Annotated in this window: 21 protein-coding genes; 10 read left to right on the forward strand and 11 right to left on the reverse strand. The window is 61.4% G+C overall.

The annotated features are described in order from the left end of the window. Window positions 1-99: 99 nt before the first annotated feature. Genes ACP0KA_RS14870 through ACP0KA_RS14885 form a run of 4 tightly spaced genes read right to left on the reverse strand, consistent with a single transcriptional unit; the run spans window position 100 to window position 6,961 of the window. Window positions 100-2,163, reverse strand: coding sequence for a hypothetical protein (locus ACP0KA_RS14870; RefSeq protein ID WP_424629523.1), 2,064 nt, complete (start codon window positions 2,161-2,163; stop codon window positions 100-102). A 3-nt stretch (window positions 2,164-2,166) separates the two neighbouring features. Then, window positions 2,167-5,022, reverse strand: coding sequence for a DUF4159 domain-containing protein (locus tag ACP0KA_RS14875; protein ID WP_424629524.1), 2,856 nt, complete (start codon window positions 5,020-5,022; stop codon window positions 2,167-2,169). Continuing rightward, on the reverse strand, window positions 5,019-5,960 hold the full coding sequence (locus ACP0KA_RS14880; protein WP_424629525.1) for a DUF58 domain-containing protein: 942 nt from the start codon (window positions 5,958-5,960) through the stop codon (window positions 5,019-5,021). The genes ACP0KA_RS14875 and ACP0KA_RS14880 overlap by 4 nt, the downstream gene beginning before the upstream one ends. 2 nt (window positions 5,961-5,962) lie before the next feature. Beyond that, the gene (locus tag ACP0KA_RS14885) at window positions 5,963-6,961 is read right to left on the reverse strand and encodes an AAA family ATPase (RefSeq protein ID WP_424629526.1); all 999 of its coding nucleotides are present in this window, start codon (window positions 6,959-6,961) and stop codon (window positions 5,963-5,965) included. A gap of 259 nt (window positions 6,962-7,220) precedes the next feature. On the opposite strand from ACP0KA_RS14885, the gene ACP0KA_RS14890 reads away from it, so the two are divergent. The 4 genes from ACP0KA_RS14890 to ACP0KA_RS14905 are packed head-to-tail and all read left to right on the forward strand — an operon-like array spanning window position 7,221 to window position 10,025. Beyond that, complete coding sequence (locus ACP0KA_RS14890; RefSeq protein WP_424629527.1) at window positions 7,221-7,826, forward strand: DUF1285 domain-containing protein; 606 nt, start codon at window positions 7,221-7,223, stop codon at window positions 7,824-7,826. Window positions 7,827-7,876: 50 nt separating this feature from the next. Then, window positions 7,877-8,512: a CoA pyrophosphatase gene (locus ACP0KA_RS14895; protein WP_424631611.1), complete on the forward strand. Its 636-nt coding sequence runs from the start codon at window positions 7,877-7,879 to the stop codon at window positions 8,510-8,512. After that, on the forward strand, window positions 8,509-8,772 hold the full coding sequence (locus tag ACP0KA_RS14900; protein ID WP_424629528.1) for a DUF6111 family protein: 264 nt from the start codon (window positions 8,509-8,511) through the stop codon (window positions 8,770-8,772). The genes ACP0KA_RS14895 and ACP0KA_RS14900 overlap by 4 nt, the downstream gene beginning before the upstream one ends. Next, window positions 8,769-10,025, forward strand: coding sequence for a CCA tRNA nucleotidyltransferase (locus tag ACP0KA_RS14905; RefSeq protein WP_424629529.1), 1,257 nt, complete (start codon window positions 8,769-8,771; stop codon window positions 10,023-10,025). Before ACP0KA_RS14900 ends, ACP0KA_RS14905 begins: the two co-directional genes overlap by 4 nt. Window positions 10,026-10,084: 59 nt before the next feature. Here ACP0KA_RS14905 and ACP0KA_RS14910 read toward each other — a convergent pair whose 3' ends face one another. From ACP0KA_RS14910 to ACP0KA_RS14930, 5 genes are all read right to left on the reverse strand, one after another. Beyond that, window positions 10,085-10,348 (reverse strand): YodC family protein, encoded by a 264-nt coding sequence (locus tag ACP0KA_RS14910; protein ID WP_424629530.1) that lies wholly within the window; start codon window positions 10,346-10,348, stop codon window positions 10,085-10,087. Window positions 10,349-10,538: 190 nt separating this feature from the next. Then, window positions 10,539-11,432: an oxygen-dependent coproporphyrinogen oxidase gene (gene hemF / locus ACP0KA_RS14915; RefSeq protein WP_424629531.1), complete on the reverse strand. Its 894-nt coding sequence runs from the start codon at window positions 11,430-11,432 to the stop codon at window positions 10,539-10,541. Between the two features lie 36 nt (window positions 11,433-11,468). After that, on the reverse strand, window positions 11,469-11,846 hold the full coding sequence (locus ACP0KA_RS14920; RefSeq protein WP_424629532.1) for a 6-pyruvoyl trahydropterin synthase family protein: 378 nt from the start codon (window positions 11,844-11,846) through the stop codon (window positions 11,469-11,471). Window positions 11,847-11,875: 29 nt separating this feature from the next. Beyond that, complete coding sequence (gene queE / locus ACP0KA_RS14925; protein ID WP_424629533.1) at window positions 11,876-12,505, reverse strand: 7-carboxy-7-deazaguanine synthase; 630 nt, start codon at window positions 12,503-12,505, stop codon at window positions 11,876-11,878. Between the two features lie 19 nt (window positions 12,506-12,524). Continuing rightward, a complete protein-coding gene (locus ACP0KA_RS14930) occupies window positions 12,525-13,025 on the reverse strand; it encodes a tRNA (cytidine(34)-2'-O)-methyltransferase (protein WP_424631612.1) in 501 nt (166 codons plus the stop codon). A gap of 275 nt (window positions 13,026-13,300) precedes the next feature. Between ACP0KA_RS14930 and petA the strand changes: the two genes are divergently transcribed. The 6 genes from petA (at window position 13,301) to ACP0KA_RS14960 (ending at window position 20,572) form a co-directional block, all read left to right on the forward strand. After that, window positions 13,301-13,828, forward strand: a complete 528-nt coding sequence (petA, locus tag ACP0KA_RS14935; protein WP_424629534.1) for a ubiquinol-cytochrome c reductase iron-sulfur subunit — start codon at window positions 13,301-13,303, stop codon at window positions 13,826-13,828. Between the two features lie 48 nt (window positions 13,829-13,876). Continuing rightward, window positions 13,877-15,946, forward strand: a complete 2,070-nt coding sequence (locus ACP0KA_RS14940) for a cytochrome c1 (RefSeq protein ID WP_424629535.1) — start codon at window positions 13,877-13,879, stop codon at window positions 15,944-15,946. Between the two features lie 336 nt (window positions 15,947-16,282). After that, the gene (locus ACP0KA_RS14945; RefSeq protein ID WP_424629536.1) at window positions 16,283-16,957 is read left to right on the forward strand and encodes a dienelactone hydrolase family protein; all 675 of its coding nucleotides are present in this window, start codon (window positions 16,283-16,285) and stop codon (window positions 16,955-16,957) included. Continuing rightward, window positions 16,954-17,460, forward strand: coding sequence for a GNAT family N-acetyltransferase (locus ACP0KA_RS14950; RefSeq protein ID WP_424629537.1), 507 nt, complete (start codon window positions 16,954-16,956; stop codon window positions 17,458-17,460). The genes ACP0KA_RS14945 and ACP0KA_RS14950 overlap by 4 nt, the downstream gene beginning before the upstream one ends. A 386-nt stretch (window positions 17,461-17,846) precedes the next feature. Next, window positions 17,847-20,000, forward strand: coding sequence for an anthranilate synthase component I (locus ACP0KA_RS14955; protein ID WP_424629538.1), 2,154 nt, complete (start codon window positions 17,847-17,849; stop codon window positions 19,998-20,000). 32 nt (window positions 20,001-20,032) lie between these two features. After that, window positions 20,033-20,572, forward strand: a complete 540-nt coding sequence (locus tag ACP0KA_RS14960; protein ID WP_424629539.1) for an adenine phosphoribosyltransferase — start codon at window positions 20,033-20,035, stop codon at window positions 20,570-20,572. 181 nt (window positions 20,573-20,753) lie between these two features. On the opposite strand, the gene ACP0KA_RS14965 is transcribed toward ACP0KA_RS14960, so the two are convergent. Together ACP0KA_RS14965 and ACP0KA_RS14970 are read right to left on the reverse strand one after the other, a co-directional pair. Continuing rightward, window positions 20,754-21,422, reverse strand: a complete 669-nt coding sequence (locus tag ACP0KA_RS14965; protein ID WP_424629540.1) for a hypothetical protein — start codon at window positions 21,420-21,422, stop codon at window positions 20,754-20,756. 17 nt (window positions 21,423-21,439) lie between these two features. Further along, window positions 21,440-22,201 (reverse strand): hypothetical protein, encoded by a 762-nt coding sequence (locus tag ACP0KA_RS14970; RefSeq protein WP_424629541.1) that lies wholly within the window; start codon window positions 22,199-22,201, stop codon window positions 21,440-21,442. Window positions 22,202-22,429: the final 228 nt, after the last annotated feature.

Below are 22,429 nucleotides of genomic sequence, written 5' to 3' on the forward strand. Positions count from 1 at the left end.
CTGACGGTCGATCTCAGATGTTATAATATAACATCTATGGTTGGGGTTCCGGTGTCAACCGGGGAGGCGGCTTTTTTGACAGCGGCGGGGCAGGCGCGTTTACCGGCCCTCGCGCAGCCAGGTCGCGGCGAATGCGCCGAGCAACAGCAGCAATCCGACCAGTCCGGCGAAGACCGGCAGCACTCCGATGCCGCGCACCACGCTGGCGTCGCGCATCTTCACGCCGAGCCAGCCGTCGCCACGGAACACCGATGAGGCTCGCACGGGCAGAACGCGTGGAAGATCGACGCTGCCGTTGTCGGCGATACGGCGGGAATCTCCGCCTGTCGCCTGGGCCAGAGGGCGCAGCGCTTCGGTGGTGGATGTGACTTCCGAAAACTCCTTTGGATTGACCGGGCCGACATTGATCAGCGCCTTCAGCGTGCCGTCGGTCGCCTGCCACAGGCCAAGTTCGTCGGCATTCGTGGTCGCACGCCATTCGCCGGGCTCGCCTGCGCTAAGCGTGATCTGACGGGTGGCGCCGGACGGTGAGGTGACCGTGATCGGTTGGACACTGTCCGCCATGGTCTGCCGCACCACCACCAGATCGCGGCCCTCGACCTTGAGGCGAAGCGCTTCTTCGTCAAGCTCGGGTTGCTTCATCAGCCAGTGCGACAGGCGGCGAAGAAGGTCGAGATGTGGCCCGCCGCCTTCATAGCCACGAGCCCACAGCCAGATGTGATCCGACAACAGCAGTGCAACGCGGCCTTCACCCTGCCGCGACAACAGCAGCAGCGGCTTGCCGTCAGCGCCTTCCATCACCGGCGGGTTGATCGGATTGCGAGTATCGACGAGGCGGAAGAAGCGGCTCCAGTGCGGCGGATCGCTGTTCGAGCCCTCGAGCCCGCGCGTCACCGGATGACGCTTTCCGGTCTCGCTGAGGCGAGCGGTGAATGCTTTCTCGCTGACACCTGTTGGCTCGGCCGGGAGCACCGAGTCCAACGGTGTGCGCCAGATGCTCGTCGGGCCCGCGTAATCGGGACCTGCCGAAACAAGCACGGCACCGCCGTTGCGGACATAGCGCGCGATGTTGTCGAAATACGAAATCGGCAGCACGCCTTGACGTGCATAGCGGTCGAAGATGATCAACTGGAATTCGTTGATCTTCTGCTGGAACAGCTCGCGTGTCGGAAATGCGATCAGCGACAATTCGTTGATCGGCGTGCCGTCCTGCTTCTCCGGTGGACGCAGGATGGTGAAGTGAACGAGATCGACGCTGGCATCGGATTTCAAGAGGTTGCGCCAGGTGCGTTCACCGGAATGGGGTTCTCCCGACACCAGCAGCACACGCAATTTGTCGCGCACTCCGTCGATCGACACCACGGCCCGGTTGTTGACGGGCGTCAGTTCATTCGCAAGCGGCGAGGCTTCGATCTCCACGATGTTCTGGCCGGCGTGGGGAATCTCGATCGTCACGCTGACTTGCTCGCCGCTGCGCACCGAACGCTCGCTCAGCACGTCACCGTCGCGCCGCACGGTCACCCGTGCGCGCTCACCGGTGACGCCCTGATCATCGAGGCGATACGTGATGGTCTGTGTCTGGCCGACGATGCCGAACCGCGGTGCGGCCACAATGGCAATGCGGCGATCGCGCTCGTCGCTGCGGCCGGTTACCAATGCGTGGACCGGCGCATTGAAGCCGACGCCGGCGGCACTCGCCGGTATATCGTGCACGCGCCCGTCGGTGATCAGAAACGCACCTGCAACGCGGTCTGTCGGCACATCCGACAGGGCCGATGTCACTGCCGAGAATAGTTTGGTGCCGTCGGTTTCGCCGTCCGCCTGTCCGGCCTCGACGACACGAACTTCGAGTCCCTTGATCTGCTTGAGTCGGTCGACGAGCGCATCGCGCGCTTCATTGGTTTCGCGTGTCCGGTCGCCAAAGCTCTGGCTCGGACTGCGGTCGACGACGACGGCCGCAACGGAGCTGAGCGGTTCGCGCTCTTCCCGCGTGAACGATGGATTGGCCAGCGCCAGAAGGATCAAAGCGAGCGCCCCAACGCGGATCGCTGTGCCACGCGCACGCGCGAGCATGAGCACCGCGGCGATCACGACGATGGCGGCGAGGCCGATCCACAGCACGACGGCAGGAACGAGAGGGGCGAACGCGATACCGTATTGCATGGACTATTGCCCCAGCCGTTCGATGAGTGCGGGAGCGTGTACCTGATCGGCCTTGTAGTTGCCGGTCAGGGTGTACATCACGATGTTGACGCCGGCCCGGAAGGCGAATTCGCGTTGCCGCGGCTCACCCGGTGTCATCGGCAGCATCGGCTGGCCGTCCGGCTGCATCGCCCATGCACCGGCCAAATCGTTGGAGGTGATGATGATCGGTGAAACGCCGTCGCCGCCACGCGCCGGTCGCTCGGCTGAATCTTCATCTTCGTTGCGCGGCAAAGCCTCGACCCAGGTTTGACCGGAGGTAAAGCGGCCTGGAAAGTCGCGCAGCAGGTAGAACGTCTTGGTCAGCACATGCTCGCGTGGCACCGGCTCGAGCTCGGGGATGTCGAGCGAGGAGAGGATGTTACGGAGCGTCAACATGCCCGGCGTTTGAGAATCGCCACCGGGGCCAGGAGGCGCTTCGATGGCGTCGCGGGTATCGAACAGCACCGTGCCGCCCTGTTTCATATAGGCGTCGAGCTTGTTGATGGCTTCCTGCGACGGCTTCGGCGCGCCGGAAATCACCGGCCAGTACAGCAGCGGAAAGAACGACAGTTCGTCGCGCGCGGGATCGACGCCGATAGGGTCGCCGGCCTCCAGCGCCGTACGCTGCGCGAGAAACAGCGTCAGTCCGGACAGGCCTGCCTTGACGATGGAATCCACATCGTTGTTTCCGGTCACGACATAGGCCAGTCGTGTTTGCGCGGTGGCCTTGATGGCGAAGTCGTCACTGGCTGCGTTGTTCGTTGTCGCCGTCTTCGCGCTGTCGGCCTTCGGCGCCTGCGCGTAGGCCGAGAATGGTGAGCCGATCATCGAAGCGGCCACCAACGCCAGGACCAGCGCGGCGGTCGCCGCTCGCCGCCGCAACAAGGCGGCGATACCTCCGCCGAGGATCGCGACAATGATCGCGTCGATCAGGAAAAGGGCAAGTGCGGTGGAGAGCAGAATGCCGCGCAGATCGCGCGGCTCCGCATTGGTGTAGGTCGCGCGGCGCGCCTTGAGAGGCGAGGTGTCCAGTAGCGCCATGCGGTCTGCAGCCGCCAGCGTGTTCACCGCGAGTGGGCCGTCTACCGGTCCATACAGACCAGGCGGATGATCGAGCGTGGCGCGATCGCGGTAATCCGCACGCAGCGGTTTGGCCGTGGCCGGCGGCGGGCCGAAAGCGCCGAAGCCATCCAGCGTTCGCAGCGGTGCGACAGTCTCGATGCTCGCGTCGGCAGCGACGCCTGCACCGGGATTCGCTGTGTAGCCGGACATGTCGACAATCCGGCGCAGCATCTCAACGAAGACCCCTGACATCGGCAGATCCGACCAACGCATGTCCGCGCTGACATGGAACAGCGCGACAACGCCTTTATCTCTGCGCTCGCCTGTAACCAGCGGCGTGCCGTCCTGCAACGAGGCCCAGGTGCGCGAGGCGAGTGCAGCGCTCGGGTCAGCCAAAACCTGACGGGTGACGGTCACATCCTTCGGCACCGGCAGGCCCGCGAATGGGCCATCTGCGGCGAACGATGCGAGCGGTTGCGGTTTCTCCCAGGTGAGGCTGCCGCCAAGGCTGCGATTGCCGCGGCGCAATTTGACCGGGACCAGATCGTCGTCGCCGGCAGCAAGCCGGGGGCCCGCGAAACGCACCAGCACACCGCCTTGCGCAATCCATTTATTGAGACGGTCGTAAATCTCAGGCGACAGTGTGCCCACATCCGCCAGCACGATCATCGGCAGCTTCTGATCGAGGAACTGTCCGATGGCGACGGCGGGGGCGGTGCGCTCGCCAAGTCGAACATCGGCGAACGGAGCCAGCGCGCGCGTGAGGTAGAAGGTCGAGGCCAGCAGGGGTTGCGCGGTGTCGTTGGTCGCGCCACTGACGATGCCGACGGCGCGCCGCCGCCAGCGCTTGTCGAGCAGTTGCACGGCACCAGCAGACCGTTCGCCGGCCACTTCAAGCCGCGTAATGTCGTTGCGCAGTTCCACGGGCAGATCGAAGCTCGCTTCGGTTTCCTGATCCCGCGCCCCGAAAGCGAAACGCGCTTCGCCGATCGGTGATCCCTTCTGGTCGAGGGCGCGAACGAGGCCGACGTCGCCATTGCCGCTGGTTGCGCGCAGGACCTTCACGGTCATCTTTGCGGCGGCGTTTTCAGCGGCTGCCAAAGCGTGTGCCGGTGGTGTGCCGCCTTCAAAGATGGTCAGAGCCCGATTCTGGATCGTCTTGGTGAGATTTTCCACGAATTCGCTGCCGCGTCCCGTATCGACACCGTCGCTGAGCCAGACGACCTCTGCATCGCCGGTTTTTTCCAGAAGGCGCCCGAGTGCAGGCAACGTCTCGACACGTTCAACGGAGTACGGCTTGGGGGACAGCTGACGCAGCGCCACGCGAGCAGTGCCCGCAGGCATCAGCGAGAAGTCACGCGTGCTTTCCGAGAGCGGCACGATGGCAACCGCACGTCGATCGGCTTCCGCATTGGCGATCAGTTCATCCGCCGTCTTGACGCGGGCATCCCAGCTCGCGGCTGCACTCCAGCCATCGTCGAGCAACATGACAAGCGGCGCATTCGACCGTGCAACGCCTTCACTCGGATTCCACACCGGGCCGGCGGCTGCCAAAATCACCAGCGCGGCGGCCAGCAACCGCAGGGCGGTCAGCCACCACGGCGTGCGTGAAGGCGTTTCTTCCCTTGGCACGATGTCGAACAGTAATCGCGTCGGTGGAAAATCGATCCGGCGCGGACGCGGTGGCATCACACGCAATAGCCACCACAGCGCCGGCAGGCTCAGCAAGCCGACCAGCAGCCACGGTTCAGCAAAGGAAAGCGGAAGACCCATCATGCGCTGCGCCCCGCAAGACCTGAGGCCCGTGCGCCGCTCTTGGCAGCGGTCATGCCGTTATGAAGGAAAAGAAGCAATTCCGCCGCCGAGCGATCCGTTGTGTGGGTCGAGAACAGCCAGCCGAGCTTGTTGGTTTCGTGACGAATGGCGTCGCGATGCGCGGCAACGCGCGCTGTATAGTCCTGCGCCCAGGTTTCAGCGCGGCCTGCCGTGATCACGCCGGCGCCCTCGGGCTCCACGAATTCGATGCGGCCGGAATAAGGAAAAGTTTCTTCCGCGGGATCGACGACTTGCAGCAATGTTCCATGCGCTCCCGAGGCCGACAGGCCGCCGAGCATGGTGCGGATGTCGCTGATCGGTGACCAGAAATCCGACAGCACCACGACTTCTGCCAGGGCTGCGGGCACGAACTGCGGCGGCAGGCTGCCGCGCGTTGCGCTATCGTGCAGGATTGCCTGCGCCATTTTGTCGACGATGTTGCGACTCGAGGTCGGATTCATCAGGCCGGGAATGCCGACGCGCTCGCCGCCCGACACCAGTAGTTCAGCCAGTGCAAACGTCACCACCAGCGCCCGTTCGAGCTTGCTGTCGCGCGCGGCCTTCGAGGCGAACGCCATGGACGGGGAGCGGTCAGGCCACAGCCAGATGGTGTGCGCCGCTTCCCATTCCTGTTCGCGCACATACAAATGGTCGTCGCGCGCCGAGCGGCGCCAATCGACGTTTTGCGAAGCTTCGCCGGAAACGAAGCGGCGGTATTGCCAAAAATTCTCACCAGTACCGGCACGGCGCCGTCCATGCAGGCCGTGAATGACGTTGGCCGAGATGCGGCGTGCTTCCAGCACGAGACGCGGCAGCGACGCTGCTAGCGAACGGCTTTCACCGTCCGCGCGTCGGACTGCTTCGATCTCCTGAAGAGCTGGCTGCACCCGCGTTGCCATCGTCAGCCGATCCGCGTTTTCAGTTGCGTGATGACGTCGGCAACGGTCTGGCCTTCGGCGCGGGCCGAGAAAGTGAGTGCCATGCGGTGTTTCAGGACCGGTTCGGCAAGATCGAGCACGTCATCGATGGATGGTGCGAGGCGACCGTCAAGCAGTGCGCGCGCGCGGACCGCAAGCATCAGCGCCTGGCTCGCGCGGGGACCGGGACCCCAGGCGATGGACTTGGCGCTCTCGCCGCCCTCTTGGCCGGGGCGCGCCGAGCGCACCAAAGACAGGATCGCCTCGACAACGGAATCGCCGACCGGCAGCCGGCGCACCAGCCGCTGTGCGGTGATCAGCGTTTCCGCCGTCATCGCGGCTTTGGCCGCGGTTTCTTCGGCGCCGGTGGTCTCGAACAGGATGCGCCGCTCGGCGTCACGGTCCGGATATTCGACGTCGATCTCCATCAGGAAGCGGTCGAGCTGGGCTTCCGGCAGCGGATAGGTGCCTTCCTGCTCCAGTGGGTTCTGGGTCGCGAGCACATGGAATGGCTTCGGCAGATCGTGACGGGCGCCAGCGACGGTGATGTGTTGCTCCTGCATCGCCTGCAACAGCGCCGACTGAGTGCGCGGGCTGGCACGATTAATTTCGTCCGCCATCAGCAGCTGCGCGAAGACAGGTCCTGCAATGAAGCGGAACGAACGCTTGCCGGTCGCGCTTTCGTCCAACACTTCGGCACCCAGAATGTCCGATGGCATCAGGTCAGGCGTAAATTGCACGCGCTTGGCATCAAGGCCGAGGGTAACGCCCAGGGTTTCGACGAGCTTGGTCTTGGCAAGGCCTGGCACGCCGACAAGTAGGGCATGTCCGCCCGACAAGATCGTGACCAGCGCGTTTTCGACGACGCGCTCCTGACCGAAGATGACAGTCGAAATCGCTTCCCGAGCGGCTCGGATATTGCCCGCGATCTGCTCTGCGGAGCGCACGATCACGTCTTCGAGTTTTTCAACACTGTCTGCCATACCATTCTCCTCGCGTGGACCGTCGTTGCGGACCGCCCGCATTCAGATCGTACCTATGCTAAACGGGTGCAAAGGCTAAGTATTCTCTTATTGTATTCGTCACGTCATGCTGTCCCCACCTTAACGGGTGGGGGGCTTGAACTTCATCACGATGTGGCGAGTATTCGGGCGAGCTTTCTTGCGAAGTCTCGGGAAATTCTCATCGTTCTGAACTAACACCATCCGTGCCAAATAAGGGCGTCAAACGTCGGGACAAACAATGGCGAACCAAGGGCAGAGGGAACCAAATGCCGCGCAGCGCCTTGACGGGCTGACCGACGCTGCGCGCCGTGCTGCGACAAAGGGTCTGCCACCGGTCCACATGTGGAATCCTCCCTTTTGCGGCGATCTCGACATGCGGATCGCCGGTGACGGCACGTGGTTTTATCTGGGCACGCCAATCGGGCGGCCGGCGCTGGTGAAATTATTTTCCACGATCCTTAAGCGCGCGGATGATAAATATTTTCTTGTCACTCCCGTCGAAAAAGTCGGCATCCGTGTCGACGACGCACCTTTCCTCGCTGTTGAGATGGCGGAGGGGGGCGAGGGAAGCGGACGGCAGCTGAGTTTTCGCACCAACGTGGACGAATGGGTGCCATGCGATGGCAATCATCGGTTGCGGTTTGAGGCGTCAGCCGATGGCGGGCTGACGCCCTATCTGCATGTGCGTTCGGAGCTATGGGCAAAAGTCACCCGTGCGCTCTATTATGACCTGGTGAAAATGGGTGAGGAACGAGTCGTCGATGGCCGCGAATTGTTTGGGGTCGTATCTGACGGTGTGTTCTTTTCGATGGCCGACGCGGCGCAGGCGAGGGATGTGGTTTGACTGACAGTATTGTGACGGATGCGTCCGCTCGCGCCGCGGCACCCGCCGATATGAGTTCGGATGAATTTTTCCGCCGGGCGCGGGAGCGCCTGTCCTTCGACGTTCCCGCAGGGCTGACGGACGCGAGTATTCTCGCGCCGACCGGTGATTTCGGCACCGACGCCATGCTGCAGATCATCGCGAAAGAGAGACCGGTTCGACCGGCGGCGGTGCTCGTTCCGATCGTTGAGCGCGAGCTTCCGACCGTGTTGCTGACCAAGCGCGCCGAGCACCTGAACGAGCACGCCGGACAAATCTCCTTTCCCGGTGGCAAGATCGACGCGACGGATGCATCGCCCCTGAATGCTGCACTGCGCGAAGCCGACGAGGAGATCGGCCTCAAGCCGTCCTTCATCGATCCGGTCGGTTATCTCGACGTTTATGCAACAAGTTTTGGATTCCGGATTTTGCCGACGCTTGCACGGGTTCGTCCGGGGTTCGAGCTCACGATCAGTCGCGACGAAGTCGACGATGTCTTCGAGGTGCCGCTGGCGTTTCTTATGGACCCGGGCAATCATAAGCTTGGGCACAAGGAATTTCGCGGTATGCAGCGGTCATTTTACGAAATGCCATTCGAGGAGCGCTACATCTGGGGCGCGACCGCTGGTATGCTGCGCGCGTTGTACGAGCGGATATATCTTGCATGATCCGTCCCGTTCTCACCGAGATCGGAATTTTTCTTATTCCCTTTGCCGTCTATGCGGTCATTCTGATTGCCAGACGCCACGGTATTTTCATCAAGACGTCGTGGCCGTCTCGCGTCGTCGTCAAATTGACTTTCCTGGCGCTGTTGCTTGTGATCGTAAGCCTCGTGTTGCTGGCGAATTTTTCGGGGGCGCCGCCCGGAACGACTTACACTCCCGCTCATATGGAGAATGGCAAACTGATTCGGGGATCCGAAAAATGAGCGCGATGCGCTCGCTGCGCGATGCAACCTGGCTGACATCGGGCCCGGCCGCTCGCGTGCTGGGAGTTCTCAATAGTGATGGCGAAGAGGCGCGTGTGGTCGGCGGGGCCGTCCGCAATGCGTTGCTCGGCCTTCCGGTCGGCGAGATCGACATCGCGACCACTGCGTTGCCCGAAGAGGTAATCAACCGCGCCAAGCGCGCGCGGATCAAGAGTGTGCCCACCGGGGTCGAGCACGGGACGGTCACCTTGGTGATCGAGAACAGGGCGTTTGAAGTGACGACCTTGCGCGAGGATGTCGAAACGTTTGGCCGCAAGGCCAAGGTTGCATTCGGGCGCGACTGGGTGCGGGACGCGCAGCGCCGCGATTTCACCATTAATGGACTGTCCTTGACCCCCGACGGTGTCGTGCATGACGACGTTGGCGGGCTAGCTGATATCGAGGTAAGGCGCGTGCGCTTTATCGGGGAGCCCGCGCGGCGGATCGCCGAAGATTATCTGCGTATTCTGCGGTTTTTCCGGATTCATGCCGCCTACGGTGAAGGCGAGCCGGATCCTGCAGGGTATGACGCCTGCATCGCTGGGCGGGACGGTCTGTGCATGCTTTCCGCTGAACGCATTCGCATGGAGATGCTGAAGCTGGTCGTGGCTCCTGGCGCCGGGCCGGCCCTAGTCGCGATGGACAATGCGGGCTTGCTCCGTTTCGCCGCCGGCGTGATCTATCATGGTGTCTTCGCCAGGATGGTCGAAGCGGAAGCCTTGCTGGGACTCGATCCCGATCCGATTCGTCGCCTCGGCGCCTTGGCAGTCGCAGTCACCGAAGATGCCAAGCGGCTGGCCCAGCGACTGCGCCTCTCCAACGTCGAAGCCAAGCGGCTGGATTCGATGGGGCATCGCTGGTGGCGGCTCAAGGATATGGATGAGGATATCGCGCAGCGCAGATTTTATCGGATCGGCGATGCTGGCCGTTATCGCGAACGCATCATGCTGGCCTGGGCACGAGCAGGGCGTGACGCCACGTCGTCATATTGGCAGAATTTCGTATCGCTGCCGGACCGCTGGACGCCGCCGGTGTTTCCGCTCAAGGGCGGTGATTTCATTGCACGCGGCATCGCGGAAGGCCCTGCGCTCGGTCATGTCCTGACGCTGGCGGAGGATGCGTGGCTTGCAGCGCAATTTCCGATGGATGAAGCCGCCCTGAAAGCGATCGCGGATGAAACCACGGTACGCTACACCCGCGATCACCTGCTCTGAGCCTCGAAACACACACCGCCAGTCATCCCGGCGGTGTGCCATCGCGAGATGAGATGGTCTCAGGCGACCTTCGCCTTTTCATGCTCGTCTTCGTCTTCATCCTCGTCATCTTCACTGTCATCTTCGTCTTCGTCGTGCTCGTCTTCATCGTCGAGCGGTTCGAAGTGAGCGACGTCGAGAACGACGGATGGAAGCTTTTCGCGAAACAAGTCGCCTTCTTCACCGATCCAGACGCATTCCACCATGTCGCCGTCGACCTCTGCAACGGTCAGGGGCTGGCCGCCTGATTTGAGAATAACGACATCACCTGCTTTCAGTCCCATGATCCGCTCCGTGTGTGATGCATGAATGCCCCGAAGAACGGTTCCGCCATTCGGGATCATGCGTTGGCAAAGTGGAATGGCGCTAACCTAACCGCGGGTCATGACACTCTGACAAAACGAAAAGCTCCGGACGAATTGTCCAGAGCTTTTCATTTCGCTTGCGACAGTTCTCTTTTTTCTTTCGGAGGAACTACGGCCACTTCACTTCTGGCGGCATCGACGACAGGATGGAATCGACGTTGCCGCCGGTCTTCAGGCCGAAGATCGTGCCGCGGTCATAGAGCAGGTTGAATTCGACATAGCGTCCCCGTCGCACAAGTTGTTCTTCGCGGTCTTGCGACGTCCATGCTGTTGCGAAATTCCGCCGCACCAGTTCCGGATAGACCTTGGCAAAGGTCTGACCGACTTCCTGAGTAAAGGCGAGGTCAGCATCCCAATCGCCGGAATCATGCCAGTCATAAAAGATGCCGCCGATGCCGCGTGCCTCCTTGCGATGCGGCAGGTAGAAATACTCATCACACCAGGTCTTGTATTTGTCGTAAGGCGCGATGGCCGCATGGGCATCGCAGGCGCGCTTCAAGGCCGCGTGAAATGTTTTCGTGTCTGGGTCGTCTTGGGTACGCCGCCGGTCGAGCACCGGGGTGAGGTCCGCGCCGCCGCCGAACCATGCCTTTGTCGTGACGACAAAGCGCGTGTTCATGTGGACCGCGGGGACATTCGGATTGCGCGGATGTGCGATCAGCGAAATTCCAGAGGCCCAGAATCGCGGGTCGTCAGCTGCGCCCGGGATTTGGGCGCGAAATTCCGGCGCGAATTCGCCATGCACGGTGGAGCAATGCACGCCGACCTTTTCAAAAAGACGGCCCCGCATCACCGACATCACGCCGCCGCCGCCGGGTTTGCCGGTATGATCGGTGCGTTCCCAAGCCGTTCGTACGAAACGGCCTGCTTCTCCCGGATAAAGCGAGGGAGAGGCTTCGGCCTCGAGTTCCTCGAGATCGAGACAAATATCGTCGCGCAGGCTCTCGAACCAGGCGCGGGCACGCTGCTTGCGGTGTTCGATCGTCGTGACTGGTTTTTCCAATCCGCGTCTCCCTTCTTGTTATGCGGGAAGTCAGTTCTATGAGTGAGGTCGGATCTGGGGACCGAAATAGGTGCAGCTTTCGTTGCAGCTGTCGCGGTGGACGCTGACGCGGGTCACGTGGCCGGCGTGCTGGACCCGCTCCCAGATGAAACGCGTCAGGTTCTCCAGTGTCGGTCGCCCGAGCGCCTCGATCTTGTTGAGGTATTTATGGTCGAGCATTTTTTGCACGTCGTCCATGCTGCGCTCGAGCAGGCCGAGATCCATCACCATCCCGGTGTTGGGGTCGGGCGTCCCGCGCACACTGACCTCGGCGCGAAACGAGTGGCCATGAATTTCCTCGCTGGTCTCACCCAGCGTCGTCCCCGCCAAGGAGTGGGCGGCTTCGAAACGGAAGGTTTTCGTCAATTCCCACATCGCGACTGTCCGGTCCTGCGTGATCTCGATTATCTGATGCCAAGGGCTTTGTGTGTCTGAACGCTCAGCCGCCACTGCGGATGACGCAGGCAATAGGCGACAGCGCTTTCCGTGCTTTGCGCTATGTCAGGTCCGTCCATCGGTTGCAGCGAGAACCGCTCGAAGGCGAGGCCGGCGAAGTTCTCCGGTGGCGCGCCGGCCTGTGGATAGACCAGCTTCAGTTCGTGCCCCTTGCGGATCACGAGCTCCGCGCCGGCCTTGGGGCTGACGCAAATCCAATCGAGCCCCGGCGGTGGTTCGACGGTGCCGTTGGTTTCCACCGCAATCAGGAATTCCCGGGCATGCAGCGCATCGATCAGTGCGGTGTCGATCTGCAAAAGCGGCTCGCCGCCGGTCAGCACGGCATAACGGTCGGAGGAGCCGGCCCACTGAGCGGCAATAGTGTCGGCGAGGGCGTCAGCGGACGGGTAGCGCCCACCCAGCGTTCCATCCATGCCGACGAAATCGGTGTCGCAGAACTGACACGTAGCGCCGGCGCGGTCCTCCTCGCGGCCCGTCCACAGGTTGCAGCCGCTGAACCGGCAAAACACCGCCGTGCGCCCGGCATGGGCGCCTTCGCCTTGCAATGTCAGGAAAATTTCCTTGACCGCGTAACTCAACTCAAAGTCCTCGCACTCTCTAAATGGTTGTACTTAGCGGACCTGCCTCAGGCCCGGCATCGCCCGGAGATATATGGCCTGTCTGCCGTAATGCCTCACCGAGCGCCATCGCCACGGTGACGGCGACGTTCAGGGACCGCATCCCTGGCGCGATCGGGATCACCAGCCGTTCGTCGGAAGCATCGACCACACCGTCCGGAACACCGGCGGACTCCCGGCCGAACAGCAGAATGTCATCGGTTTGATAGGTATGATCCAGGTAGGGCCGTGCCGCCTTGGTGGAGAACAATATCAGGCGGTAACCCTTTTCGGAGCGCCATTCCTTGAATTTTGTCCATGAATCGTGGCGGATGATCGTGACCTGGTCGAGGTAATCCATGCCTGCCCGGCGGAAATGCCGGTCGCTGACCGGAAACCCGGCCGGCTCGATGATGTGGGCCTCCACGCCCAGACAGGCGCAGAGCCGCAGAATCGTTCCGGTGTTTTGCGGAATGTCGGGCTGGTAGAGGGCTATGCGCATCGGAATCCGGCCTTCAGTCCGGTGGGAAAAGTGTGAAAAATTCTCTGCTGTGGGCGGTTTTAGTGCGTCGCACTCAACTGTGCCGATAGCGGGCTTGCGCTCTCCGGGCAAGGGTGCCAATAGATCGATTCTAGATCGTACGTTTTGCTCGCCTGAGCAGGACAATGTGGTCATTCTGCTACCGCGGGGCCCCGCGGGCTCCGGCTTCTGCTCCCAGGTGCGCCCGCACCAGAGGGGTGGTCCCGCCGGCTGCAGTTCGGAAAGGGTTTGCAAACGTGACGTCCTCCACCTCGGCTGAACCGACACGCCGTGATTTTCTTTATGTAGCGACAGGAGCGGCGGCCGCGGTCGGCGCCGCGGCGGTTGCCTGGCCGCTGATTTCGCAGATGAACCCGGACGCCTCGACCATCGCGGCCGGCGCCCCAATCGATGTCGACCTGGCGCCGATCGCCGAAGGTCAGGATATCAAGGTCTTCTGGCGCGGTAAGCCGATCTACATCATGAACCGCACCAAGAAACAGATCGAAGAGGCTCGCTCGGTCAATATGTCCAGCCTGCCCGATCCGCAGACTGACCAGTCCCGCGTCAAGGAAGGCCACGATCAGTGGCTCGTGGTCATCGGCATCTGCACCCATCTCGGCTGCATCCCGATCGCTCACGAAGGCAACTATGATGGCTTCTTCTGCCCGTGCCACGGTTCGCAGTACGACTCCTCCGGTCGTATTCGCCAGGGGCCCGCGCCGCTGAACCTGGCCGTGCCTCCGTACGCCTTCGTCTCCGATACCAAAATCAAGATTGGCTGAAGCCTCACTTAGCCGATTGCGTCGCTACTTCTTTTTCAGGATCGCATCATGAGCGGACCATCCAGCTACAACCCGCAAAATCCAGCCTTGAAGTGGATAGAGCGGCGTCTTCCCATCGGGGGACTGATCCACTCCTCCTTCATCGCTTATCCGACCCCCCGCAACCTGAACTACTGGTGGACGTTCGGTGCGATCCTCTCGATGATGCTCGCTGTGCAGATCATCACAGGCATCATCCTGGCGATGCACTACACGCCGCATGTCGATCTGGCGTTCAAGTCGGTCGAAGGCATCGTCCGTGACGTCAATTACGGCTGGTTGCTGCGTTACCTGCACTCCAACGGCGCTTCGATGTTCTTCATCGCCGTATACGTCCACATGCTCCGCGGTCTTTACTACGGCTCGTACAAGGAGCCGCGCGAGGTGCTCTGGATCCTCGGCGTAATCATCTACCTGCTGATGATGGCGACCGGTTTCATGGGCTACGTGCTGCCATGGGGCCAGATGAGCTTCTGGGGCGCCACCGTCATCACCAACCTGTTCTCCGCAATTCCTTATGTGGGCGACAGCATCGTGACGCTGCTGTGGGGTGGTTATTCGGTCGGTAACCCGACGCTGAACCGCTTCTTCTCGCTGCATTACCTGCTGCCGTTCGTGATCGCCGGCGTTGTCGTGCTCCACATCTGGGCGCTGCATGTTGCAGGTCAGAACAATCCGGCCGGCGTCGAGCCGAAGACCGAGAAGGACACCGTGCCGTTCACGCCCTACGCGACCGTCAAGGACGCATTCGGCATGGCCTGTTTCCTGCTGTTCTTCGCCTGGTTCGTGTTCTACATCCCGAACTATCTCGGCGATCCGGACAACTACATCCAGGCCAACCCCGGCGTGACCCCGGCGCACATCGTGCCCGAATGGTACTACCTGCCATTCTACGCGATCCTGCGTTCGATCCCGAGCAAGCTCGGCGGCGTTATCGCCATGTTCGGCGCGATCATCGTGCTGGCGTTCCTGCCCTGGCTCGACAGCGCCAAGACGCGCTCGTCCAAGTATCGTCCGCTGGCCAAGCAGTTCTTCTGGATCTTCGTGGCCGTTTGTCTTGGTCTGGGCTACCTCGGTGCGCAGCCGCCGGAAGGCATCTATGTGGTTGCCGGCCGTGTCCTGACCGTCTGCTACTTCGCGTACTTCCTCATCGTGCTGCCGCTCCTCAGCCGCATTGAAACGCCTCGTCCGCTGCCGAATTCGATCGCTGACGACGTGCTGTCAAAGGGACGTAAGGGAGCGGTTTCGGCTCTTGTGGCCCTCGCGGTCGGCGGTTCGCTGCTGGTTGGTGGCATGAACGACGCCAAGGCGGAAAACGCTCACGGTGGTACGACGCCTCCGTCCTTGAGCTGGTCGTTTGCCGGTCCTCTCGGCAAGTTCGATCAAGGCCAGCTGCAGCGCGGCTTGAAAGTCTACAAGGAAGTCTGCTCGGCATGTCATGCCCTGTCGATGGTCGCTTTCCGCAACCTGGCTGATCCTGGTGGTCCCGGCTACTCGGCGGCCCAAGCGGCGGCTTTTGCCTCGGACTACAAGATCAAGGACGGACCGAACGATGCCGGCGATATGTTCGAGCGTCCGGGCCGCCCGGCGGACTACTTCCCGTCGCCGTTCCCGAACGATCAGGCCGCTCGTGCGTCCAACGGCGGTGCGCTGCCGCCGGACCTGTCGCTGATTGCCAAGGCCCGTGGTTACGAGCGCGGTTTCCCGCAGTTCATCTTCGATGCATTCACGCAGTTCCAGGAAAAGGGACCGAACTACATCGATGCGCTGTTGCAGGGCTTTGAAGAGAAGCCGCCGGCCGGTTTCTCGCTGCCGGAAGGCTCGTACTACAACAAGATCTTCCCGGGTCACGCCATCAAGATGCCGAAGCCGCTCAGCGACGGTCAGGTGACGTTTGACGATGGCTCACCGGCCACCGTCCAGCAGTACGCCAAGGACGTGTCGGCGTTCCTGATGTGGACTGCGGAGCCGCATCTCGAGGCCCGCAAGCGCCTCGGCCTCCAGGTGATGATCTTCTTGGTCATCTTCAGCCTCTTGCTCTACTTCACCAAGCGCAAGGTGTGGGCCAACGCTCACTAAGCGGCGCGAGAAATATCTACCGATCTGCGAAAGGCCCCGTTTCGGGGCCTTTTTGCTGTCCAGATATACGGCCTAGTGGTCCGATTCTAACATTCGCATCCCGTTTCAGCAGACACTTCCTGCGAATGTTAGAATCAAAGGACCACTAGCAAATATGACTTTCTAGTGGAGTTTTGGATTTGACATTCGCTTGACGAACTCGCGGCCATGTGGGGAGCGAATGTCAAATCTACTCCACTAGCATCGTCGTTTCGTGATGCGAATGCGTTACTCGACGATTGCGGAACTCCCTTCGCAGCGGCATTGTGCCCCGCAGATTGAATTTCGGAGGTCACCATGGGTACTCACATCACATTCAAGCGTCCCGACGGCAAGGAAGCCAAGGGCTATCTCGCCAATGCCGCGCGGGGTAACGCGCCGGGGGTCGTGGTTATCCAGGAATGGTGGGGCCTGTCCGAAAACATCAAGGCGTTGACCGATCGCTTTGCGCTGGCCGGTTTCGATGCGCTGGCGCCCGACCTCTACAAGGGTGTCGTGGTGCCGTATCACGATGCGGATGCGGCGGGCAAAGAGATGAATTCGCTCAACTTCATCGAAGCGACCGAGCAGGATGTGCGGGGCGCTGCACAGTATCTCAAGCGTAACGGCGCTAAGGTGGGATTGACCGGCTTCTGTATGGGCGGCGCGGTGACCATTATCGGCGCAGCGAAAATTCCGGAACTGACCGCAGCCGTGTCGTTTTACGGCGTGCCCCCCGAGCAGGCGGCGAAACCTGCCGATGTCCAGGTGCCCTTGCAGGGACATTTTGCCAACAAGGACGATTATTTCTCGCCGCAGATGGTCGATGCGTTCGAGCAGGGCCTGAAAGCGGCCGGAAAGAATTATGAGTTCTTCCGCTACGATGCCGACCATGCCTTCGTGAACGAAGAGCGGGCTTCGGTCCACGACCGTGAGGCGGCGGAGCAGGCCTGGGGCCGCGCCACCGAGTTCTTCAAGAAGCATCTTGGGTGACGTTCACGGTCTCCGACCTGCGACAGCAGCCGGCGTTTTTTGACGCGGTTGCTGATCGCATCTGGCGGGCTTGGTGGAAGGAGCGAGGCCTTCCGATCGACTACATCACCGGTCGCCTGCGCGAGAACATGAACGTGGAGCCGATCCCGTTCGCTCTGGTCGCCCACGACGGTGAAACGTTCCTTGGGACCGCGTCGGTGATCGCGTCCGATCTGGAAGACCGTCAGCATTATACGCCGTGGGTGGCGGCCGTGTGGGTCGAACCCGAGCACCGGCAACAGCAGATCGGCCGGACATTGGTTGGGCGGGCAGCGGGCAACGCGTTCGACCTAGGAATAGGCCACGTTTATCTTTGCGCCCCGAAGATCCGCCGTAACTTCTACCTTCGGCAGGGCTGGACCCCGGTCGAGGAGGAGGTTGGGGAGCGACGCGTCACCGTCTTTGTCCAACATAAGTCTCAGCGGCCGGCCGAACCCGGGAGCCCAGAGCGGGGGCATCGATGACATGATCGGGAGGCGCTAGTGCCGCGAATTTGAAGTTCTTCCGAGTGACACCGCAAGCTCGATGAAGAACTTCAAATTCAAAAGCGGCACTAGAATCATAAACTTACTAGTGTCCCTTTGATTCCGAAGTTCGCATCCGAGCAAGCAGCAAGCCTGTGCGAACTTCGGAATCGGGACACTAGCCTCCCCCTTGACATCCCGCGTTCCGGGTGATGTTTTGCCAGCCATGAACACCGTGTCCCAGCCAGCCCGTCTTTGGTGGCCCACCTTCTAAGGTGGCCGGTGCGATCTGTTTTATTCAATCGTCGAGGCCGTCATCGCAGAGCGACGGCCTTTTTCGTTTGTCCTGTGTGGCGTTCCTCCAGCAAGTTTCGTAAGAGGACAGCATGAACAGGACACTTTTCTCGCTCCCCGCGCACAGTGATTATCAGACGGTTCGAGGCCTCGAGGTCTCGCGATCCGTCGAACATTTCACCGGCGGCGCGGCGCTCGACCGCTTGATCGAACGGCTGGATAGCCGGCGTGGCGTGGTGCTGTCATCCGGTACGACGGTCCCCGGCCGCTATGAAAGCTTCGATCTCGGATTTGCCGACCCGCCGCTGCGGCTGGAATCGGTTGGAACGGATTTCCTCATCGAGCCGCTTAACGAACGCGGCAAGGTGTTGTTGGCATTTCTCGCGGAAACCCTGAACGAGCCCAGCGCCGTCATCACTGAAAAGAGCGCGGCACGCCTCAAGGGGCATATCGTGCGCGGTGATGCGCCGGTGAATGAGGACCAGCGCACCCGCCGTGCTTCCATGATGTCGCTGGTGCGTGCGATCATCGCGAGCTTCAGCTCGAACAATGATCCGCTGCTTGGCCTGTTCGGCGCCTTTGCTTACGACCTCGTCTTCCAGTTCGAGGATCTGGTGCAGAAGCGCGCCCGCGACTCTGACCAGCGCGACATCGTGCTCTACGTGCCGGACCGGCTGCTGGCCTATGACCGCGCGACCGGCCGCGGCGTCATTCTCTCTTACGAATTCGGCTGGAAGGGACAGTCCACCAAGGACCTCCCGCGCGAGACACCGGACAGCGTTTACGCGAAAACCGGCCGCAAGGGCTTCGCCGATCACGCGCCGGGCGACTATCAGGCGACAGTCGAAGTCGCCCGTCAGGCCTTCGCACGTGGCGATCTGTTCGAGGCGGTGCCCGGCCAATTGTTCGCCGAGCCGTGTGAGCGTACGCCTGCGGAAGTGTTCCAGCGGTTGTGCAGGATCAACCCGTCGCCTTACGGCGCGCTGATCAACCTCGGTGACGGCGAATTCCTGGTGGCGGCGTCGCCGGAAATGTTCGTGCGCTCCGACGGCAAGCGGATCGAGACTTGTCCGATTTCAGGCACCATCGCGCGCGGCGCGGATGCCATCGGCGATGCGGAGCAGATTCGCGAACTCTTGAATTCGCAGAAGGACGAATTCGAGCTCAACATGTGCACGGACGTCGATCGCAACGACAAGGCGCGTGTTTGCGTGCCGGGGTCGATCAAGGTGCTGGCGCGCCGGCAGATCGAGACCTACTCGAAGCTGTTCCATACCGTCGATCATGTCGAGGGCATGCTGCGTCCCGGTTTCGATGCACTCGATGGTTTCCTCACCCATGCCTGGGCCGTCACCGTGACCGGTGCGCCGAAGCTGTGGGCGATGCAGTTCGTCGAAGATCACGAGCGGTCCTCGCGGCGCTGGTACGCCGGCGCCCTCGGCTTCCTCGGGTTCGATGGCAGCATCAATACCGGCCTGACCATCCGCACTATCCGCATGAAGGATGGGCTTGCTGAAGTGCGCGTCGGCGCGACGTTGCTGTTCGACTCCGATCCGGTGGCCGAAGAAAAGGAATGCCAGACCAAGGCTGCAGCGCTGTTCCATGCGCTGCGCGGCGATCCGCCGAAGCCGCTGTCGGCTTTCGCGCCCGATGCCACGGGTTCGGGTAAAAAAGTGTTGCTGATCGATCACGAAGATTCCTTCGTGCACATGCTTGCCGATTACTTCCGCCAGGTCGGTGCGGACGTCAGCGTCACGCGGCACACCCATGCGCTCGAGATGATGAAGAAGGAAAACTACGATCTCCTGGTGCTGTCGCCGGGGCCCGGCCGGCCGGAGGATTTCGGCATTTCCAACTTCATCGATGCGGCCATTCAGAAGAAGATGCCGGTGTTTGGCGTCTGTCTCGGTGTGCAGGCGATCGGCGAGTATTTTGGCGGCAAGCTCGGGCAGTTGGCTCAGCCTGCCCATGGCCGGCCTTCACGCGTTCAGGTGCGCGGCGGCACGCTGATGGGCAATCTGCCGAACGAGGTGGTGATCGGCCGCTATCACTCGCTCTATGTCGAGCGCGAGGGCATGCCGGATGTGCTGCAGGTCACCGCAAGCACCGATGACGGCATCGCCATGGCGATCGAGCATAAGACGCTGCCGGTCGGTGGTGTGCAATTCCATCCGGAATCGCTGATGTCGCTGGAAGGTAATATCGGGCTTCGGATTGTCGAGAACGCGTTCCGACTGGGTCAGTGAACTGACGCGTGAATGGATTGAAAGAAAAGATGATGACTCTCGAGACTGACTTGAAAGCCACCGTTCGCGCCATTCCGGACTACCCGAAGCCCGGCATCATCTTTCGCGATATCACCACGCTGCTCGGCAATGCGTGGGCGTTTCGCCGTGCGGTCGATGAATTGGTGCAGCCTTGGGCCGGATCGAAGATCGACAAGGTTGCCGGCATGGAAGCGCGCGGCTTTATCCTCGGCGGCGCGGTGGCGCATCAGGTGTCGGCCGGCTTCGTGCCGATCCGCAAGAAGGGCAAGCTGCCGCATACGACGGTGCGGATTGCCTACTCGCTCGAATATGGCATCGACGAAATGGAAATGCATGCCGATGCTGTCAAACCCGGCGAGCGCGTCATCCTGATCGATGATCTGATCGCGACCGGCGGCACGGCGGAGGGGGCAGTGAAGCTGCTGCGCCAGATTGGCGCGGAGGTCGTTGCTGCATGCTTCATCGTTGACCTGCCGGAGCTCGGCGGCGCGGCCAAGCTGCGGGCGATGAATGTGCCGGTGCGCACGCTGATGACGTTCGACGGGCACTAGTGGTCCAATTCTAACATTCGCATACCGTTTCAGCAGGCACCTCTTGCGAATGTTAGAATTAAAGGACCACTAGCAAATATAAGTTTCTAGTGGAGCTTTGGATTTGACATTCGCTTGACGAACTCGCTGCCGAGTAGCGAGCGAATGTCAAATCCACTCCACTACAGCGCCCGCGACATCGTCACAGTTTGTGCAGGATCAGATTCAGCTCGATCTCGCGGAAACGCGTGTAGTTGGTCTTGATCCACTGCGAGAGTTCGGAGGATGAACTCTGGTTGTCACGCAGGAAGCGCGTGAAGGAAAAGTTCATCCTGTTGATGATCGATTTGAGAAATGCGGGTAGCGCCGCGATCCGCAACATCCGCTGCCCTGCGTAAGTCTTTGGCACGTCGCCGTAGAGCACCTGCTCATTGTCCACGCCCATCAAGGCGCCCCTCGGCAGCTCTGACCGCAGCATGGCCCAGGCATTCTCCGAGGTGCGGTCGCGGTCGGCAACGAAGAGGACAATCGGCTCGACGCCGCGGCGATCGGCTTCCTTCATGAATCCGATTTGGCCGATCAGCCGGTAGAAGTCGTCGAAGGCGTGGAACCCGAGATCGACGACCTTGGCGATGCCGTCATTGGCAATCAACCGATCCATCAGCGCCATCTGGCCGAACGTGTCGTCGATCCGGGCGGTCTCCGTCACGTTCGGCAGGTAGTCGAGCAGCGACGGCTCACGCAGATTGATATCGAACGCCGCAACCGAACCGCGCTGCAGCAGCAGGAACTCCGTGAGCAGCCGCGCGATCATGGTCTTGCCTACAGCCGGTCGCGGGGAACAGACAATGTAGACAGGCGTGCGGCGCATCGGTGCGACGTCCGGTATCAGATCTCGCCGGTCGGCTTCATCGCGGGCTTGTCTTTGGAGCCGACGATCTCGGTCAGCTTGATGCGATCGAACTCGCCCCAGACGTTGCCAAGCCAGTGGCGAACATAGCCGCGCAACACGAACGAATAGTTCGCGGGCTCGTCACGCGTGCCCTTGTTGGCGACGAACTTGAGGAACGGCACCGACGCGACTTCGACCTGTTCGTAGGCCATCTCGTTCAGCTTCGGGATGGTCAGTTCGGTCGCGTTCTTGATCTTGTGGAAATAGGAGTTGTAGGTCGCCTGATCCCACTCGAAGAAGCTCGTGTTGTTGATGAAGTTCTTCACCAGGAAATAACGCGCACTGTCCATGAAGTTCGCGGTCTCGGCGATTTCATCGAGCGAGGCGATCGACGGTCCGAGTATATGAAACACGGCGAAGGTGATCTGGCCAGACTTGGCGGCGTCGAGAAAACCGATATCGCGCAGCGAGGCGAGGGTCGGCGACAGCAGACCTGCGCGGACGTCGATCACCGTGACGCTGTTCCCGGATGAGTTCAGCGTGTCGAAGATTTTCATCTGATCGGATGTGGTGGTCACATCGACGATCTCGGTGATGTCCGGGTGGAAACGCTTCAGCGTACCCCGCGGGGATTCCGTGTCGAACGCGCGCGTCGTCACGTTGTTTGCGTTGAAATAGTCCAAAACGGTGCGCGAGACGGTGGTCTTGCCAACCCCGCCCTTGTCTGCACCCACTACGATGACCGCCGGCTTCGCCATGATGTCCCTTTATGCGCTTAGTCGCCGCCGGTGGAGCCGGCGGAGTCAGATCACAATGAATTTGGAAGGAAGAACTCCAGACTCACGCGATGGTCGACTTCGAAACGTTTTTGAGTGTGTGACCGCCCAGATTCGGGTCGCCCCGTTCGGTCCATTCTCTTGCCCTGCTTTCAGCCGGAACATGGCAGAAACAAGGGATAATTCAATTCTTGACACCGGTAGTTCGTA

The organism is Bradyrhizobium sp. SYSU BS000235 (genome assembly GCF_049747295.1).
GTDB lineage: Bacteria > Pseudomonadota > Alphaproteobacteria > Rhizobiales > Xanthobacteraceae > Afipia.

Coding starts and splice junctions, on each gene's coding strand:
- ACP0KA_RS14870 (WP_424629523.1), bottom strand. CDS start 2,163: ATGCAATACGGTATCGCGTTCGCCCCTCTCGTTCCTGCCGTCGTGCTG.
- ACP0KA_RS14875 (WP_424629524.1), bottom strand. CDS start 5,022: ATGATGGGTCTTCCGCTTTCCTTTGCTGAACCGTGGCTGCTGGTCGGC.
- ACP0KA_RS14880 (WP_424629525.1), bottom strand. CDS start 5,960: ATGGCAACGCGGGTGCAGCCAGCTCTTCAGGAGATCGAAGCAGTCCGA.
- ACP0KA_RS14885 (WP_424629526.1), bottom strand. CDS start 6,961: ATGGCAGACAGTGTTGAAAAACTCGAAGACGTGATCGTGCGCTCCGCA.
- ACP0KA_RS14890 (WP_424629527.1), top strand. CDS start 7,221: ATGGCGAACCAAGGGCAGAGGGAACCAAATGCCGCGCAGCGCCTTGAC.
- ACP0KA_RS14895 (WP_424631611.1), top strand. CDS start 7,877: ATGAGTTCGGATGAATTTTTCCGCCGGGCGCGGGAGCGCCTGTCCTTC.
- ACP0KA_RS14900 (WP_424629528.1), top strand. CDS start 8,509: ATGATCCGTCCCGTTCTCACCGAGATCGGAATTTTTCTTATTCCCTTT.
- ACP0KA_RS14905 (WP_424629529.1), top strand. CDS start 8,769: ATGAGCGCGATGCGCTCGCTGCGCGATGCAACCTGGCTGACATCGGGC.
- ACP0KA_RS14910 (WP_424629530.1), bottom strand. CDS start 10,348: ATGGGACTGAAAGCAGGTGATGTCGTTATTCTCAAATCAGGCGGCCAG.
- ACP0KA_RS14920 (WP_424629532.1), bottom strand. CDS start 11,846: ATGTGGGAATTGACGAAAACCTTCCGTTTCGAAGCCGCCCACTCCTTG.
- ACP0KA_RS14930 (WP_424631612.1), bottom strand. CDS start 13,025: ATGCGCATAGCCCTCTACCAGCCCGACATTCCGCAAAACACCGGAACG.
- ACP0KA_RS14940 (WP_424629535.1), top strand. CDS start 13,877: ATGAGCGGACCATCCAGCTACAACCCGCAAAATCCAGCCTTGAAGTGG.
- ACP0KA_RS14945 (WP_424629536.1), top strand. CDS start 16,283: ATGGGTACTCACATCACATTCAAGCGTCCCGACGGCAAGGAAGCCAAG.
- ACP0KA_RS14955 (WP_424629538.1), top strand. CDS start 17,847: ATGAACAGGACACTTTTCTCGCTCCCCGCGCACAGTGATTATCAGACG.
- ACP0KA_RS14960 (WP_424629539.1), top strand. CDS start 20,033: ATGACTCTCGAGACTGACTTGAAAGCCACCGTTCGCGCCATTCCGGAC.
- ACP0KA_RS14965 (WP_424629540.1), bottom strand. CDS start 21,422: ATGCGCCGCACGCCTGTCTACATTGTCTGTTCCCCGCGACCGGCTGTA.
- ACP0KA_RS14970 (WP_424629541.1), bottom strand. CDS start 22,201: ATGGCGAAGCCGGCGGTCATCGTAGTGGGTGCAGACAAGGGCGGGGTT.